Origin of the sequence: Photorhabdus australis DSM 17609 (genome assembly GCF_000711895.1) — a bacterium.
GTDB classification, from domain to species: Bacteria; Pseudomonadota; Gammaproteobacteria; order Enterobacterales; family Enterobacteriaceae; genus Photorhabdus; species Photorhabdus australis.
On the sequence record NZ_JONO01000114.1, the window covers coordinates 1 to 2,775 of the forward strand.

At 53.1% G+C, this 2,775-nt stretch carries 1 protein-coding gene and 2 pseudogenes; 2 read left to right on the forward strand and 1 reads right to left on the reverse strand.

Going from position 1 to position 2,775, the window contains the following annotated elements; genetic code table 11:
• Positions 1-84: 84 nt before the first annotated feature.
• Positions 85-759 (forward strand): IS91 family transposase, encoded by a 675-nt coding sequence (locus tag BO26_RS18260; protein ID WP_051691054.1) that lies wholly within the window; start codon positions 85-87, stop codon positions 757-759.
• Positions 760-918: 159 nt separating this feature from the next.
• Here BO26_RS18260 and istA read toward each other — a convergent pair.
• Positions 919-2,057 (reverse strand): annotated as a pseudogene (gene istA / locus BO26_RS18265) (IS21 family transposase); the annotation flags it as partial.
• Positions 2,058-2,160: 103 nt separating this feature from the next.
• On the opposite strand from istA, the pseudogene BO26_RS22900 reads away from it, so the two are divergent.
• A pseudogene (locus BO26_RS22900) lies at positions 2,161-2,775 on the forward strand (Mu transposase domain-containing protein); the annotation flags it as partial.

Genomic DNA, 2,775 nt, shown 5'->3' on the forward strand with positions numbered 1-2,775 from the left:
TGTTGTTGACGCGCTCAGAAGGATACTCGCGCGTCAGACTCAGCAGCCCCAGACACAGGCGATAGGCCTGTTCAGGATGAGCTTTTGTCCGCTGATGCTCTGCCGAAGGTCAGGGCCCGCTGGATATGGAATGTGCGCCAGTTTTTGCTTAAGGCCTGGGGCTCTCTCACGCTGCCGACGGCGCTGGCACACATTCGGGACTACGACGAATGGAAACGTTTCGTGCTCAGCCAGGGGAAAAACGAAAAAGGCGAGACCTATTGGCACGTCTATTTTGCGAAGCCGACAAAACATGCTCGCCAGACAGCGAATTATCTGGGCCGCTATCTGAAAAAACTGCCGGTATCGGGGGCCCGTCTGGCCCATTACGATGGCGAAAGCCGGATCACACTGCGTTTTCTTGATCACCGTACCAGGCAGCATGAAAGTCTGACATTAGGTCAGCATGAGCTAATATTAAGGCTGATAAAACATATACCTGAAAAACACTTCCGCATGATCCGCTACTTCGGATTTTTGGCTAACCGCGTGGTGAGCAAACAACTTCCCCTGGTAAAAAAAGCGTTGGGCCAGGACGAAGAGATAAAAGTAGTGGCGATCACCCATAGCTCGTTAAGCCAGAGGTTGCTGAAGACAGATCCTTACAGTTGCCTGCTGTGCGGCGCCCGGATGGTATTCAGTCGTGCGCTTGGCGCAACACGATTAGCGGTGCTGGTTTCGAATGCAGGTGAGATAGCACGAATGCGCTACGTCGGTTAATGCAGGGAGGATCCACCTGCATTCAGGAAACACGTACAAAAATCAAACTAACATATTGAAAACATATCACCTTTATACCCCCCACTGGAGAATTATAAGGATTTTAACCCTGCTGATGACGTTCCAGAGCTGCCTCTGAAAATTTGAAATTCCTAGACGTGGACGATGCTCCACCATGCTGACCTGCTGCCAGAGTGGGGCATGATGTTCCGGTACTGTCTGCCAGCCAGATGATGCTGAACAGAGCCTGTGTGATGCCACCTGCTGCTCATTACTGTAGATCCGCAGCTCATTATCCAGCGATATTCGTATCGAGACCGGCTGACCACACAGCGTTAACGATTGCCGCCAACCTCTATGTAGCTGTCCCAGGACACATGGCGGATGTCGAAGTAGCTGGTATCGAAGTCCGTATCCGGTAACGGCTGCAGATGCTCCTGTTCCAGTGCGAAGCGCTGTTCCGGGGTCTGTCTGAACTGGCGAAGCTCCCGTTTATCAGCGACATCAACCATCCATTGGTCCAGCAGTTGGTTAACATGGGTGAAGCTGTCGAACCGGCGGTACCGGACGAAGAAGTTCTCCTTAAGATATTTCACCATCCGCTCCACTTTGCCTTTGGTTCTGGCCCTGCGCGGACGGCAGGCCCGTGGCAGGAAGCCATAGTGGTAGGCCAGCAACAGGAACCCGGAGTTGAACACCACCTTTCCGTTGTTATTTTTCAGCACCGCGGCTTTCTGGTTATCAACCAGCACGGTTTTCACACAGCCACTGAAGTATCGGAAGGCGCGAACCAGCGACTCATAGGTGTGTTCAGCATCCTGTTTTGGCGCGGCGAATACATGGAAGCGACGGGAGAACCCCAGCGTATTAACCGCGAAGTTAACTTTGCATCGCTGTCCGGCGACCTCAACTTCAACTTCAACTTCGCCCCAGTCGTGCTGCAGCTGGTAACCGAGCTGGGTTTCGAAGCGCACCGTTTTCTTCGACGGACGCATTTTGCGCTTGGGCTGGATGTAATAGCGCAGCATGGAACGCCCACCGGTGTAACCCATCGCTTTGATTTCTGCGAGAATGACCTCGCCATTCCAGACATTCTCTGCCAGACGCGTGTCGATATAGTCCATGAACGGCTTCAGTTTGGCCATTTTGTGGCGCGTTTTTCTGGCCGGTGGTTCAGGGTATTTGAGATACCGTCTGACGGTGCGTTCAGAGCAACCTACCTGAGTTGCAATGTCGATAATGTACGCACCCTGCTGGCGCATTTGCTTTATCATGTAAAAGTCCTCTCTGCTCAGCATGCTGATGTCCTTTCTGGTGTGAGAACCTCAAGGAAACAACATGTTGGGTGGAGCGGACAAATTAAATGGTGAATTACCGTCTTATATCATTGGCGCTAACAACAAGCCAAAGGTGGAAGTTGGCGTTCAGATCGTCGAGCGCTGGATCCTGGCCCGGCTACGACACCAGGTCTTCTTCTCGCTCGCAGAACTGAACCACTGTATTCGTACGCTGGTAACGGAGCTCAACGAACGGCCCTTCAAAAAACTGCCGGGCAACCGCCGGAAAGCCTTCGAAAGACTGGACAGACCTGCGCTAAGATCGTTACCGGTACAGCCGTGGCGCTACCGGCACATCAAAAAAGCGAAAGTGAATATCGATTATCACGTTGAATATGAACAGCACCATTACTCGGTACCCCATCAGTACGTCGGTAAAAAAATAGTGGAGCTTCATGCCTTCGACAACCTGCTTGAAGTCTGGGCTGACGGGCAGATGATCGCCAGTCACCCACGGCGTCTTCATCCGGGTAACAGTACCGCAGCAGAGCACATGCCTGAACGCCATCGCCACCATCAGCAATGGACGCCAGAGCGGCTGAAAAGCTGGGCGGCCGGTGTGGGCTCCGACACCCTCACGTGGGTCAGCGGACAAAAGCTCATCCTGAACAGGCCTATCGCCTGTGTCTGGGGCTGCTGAGTCTGACGCGCGAGTATCCTTCTGAGCGCGTCAACAACA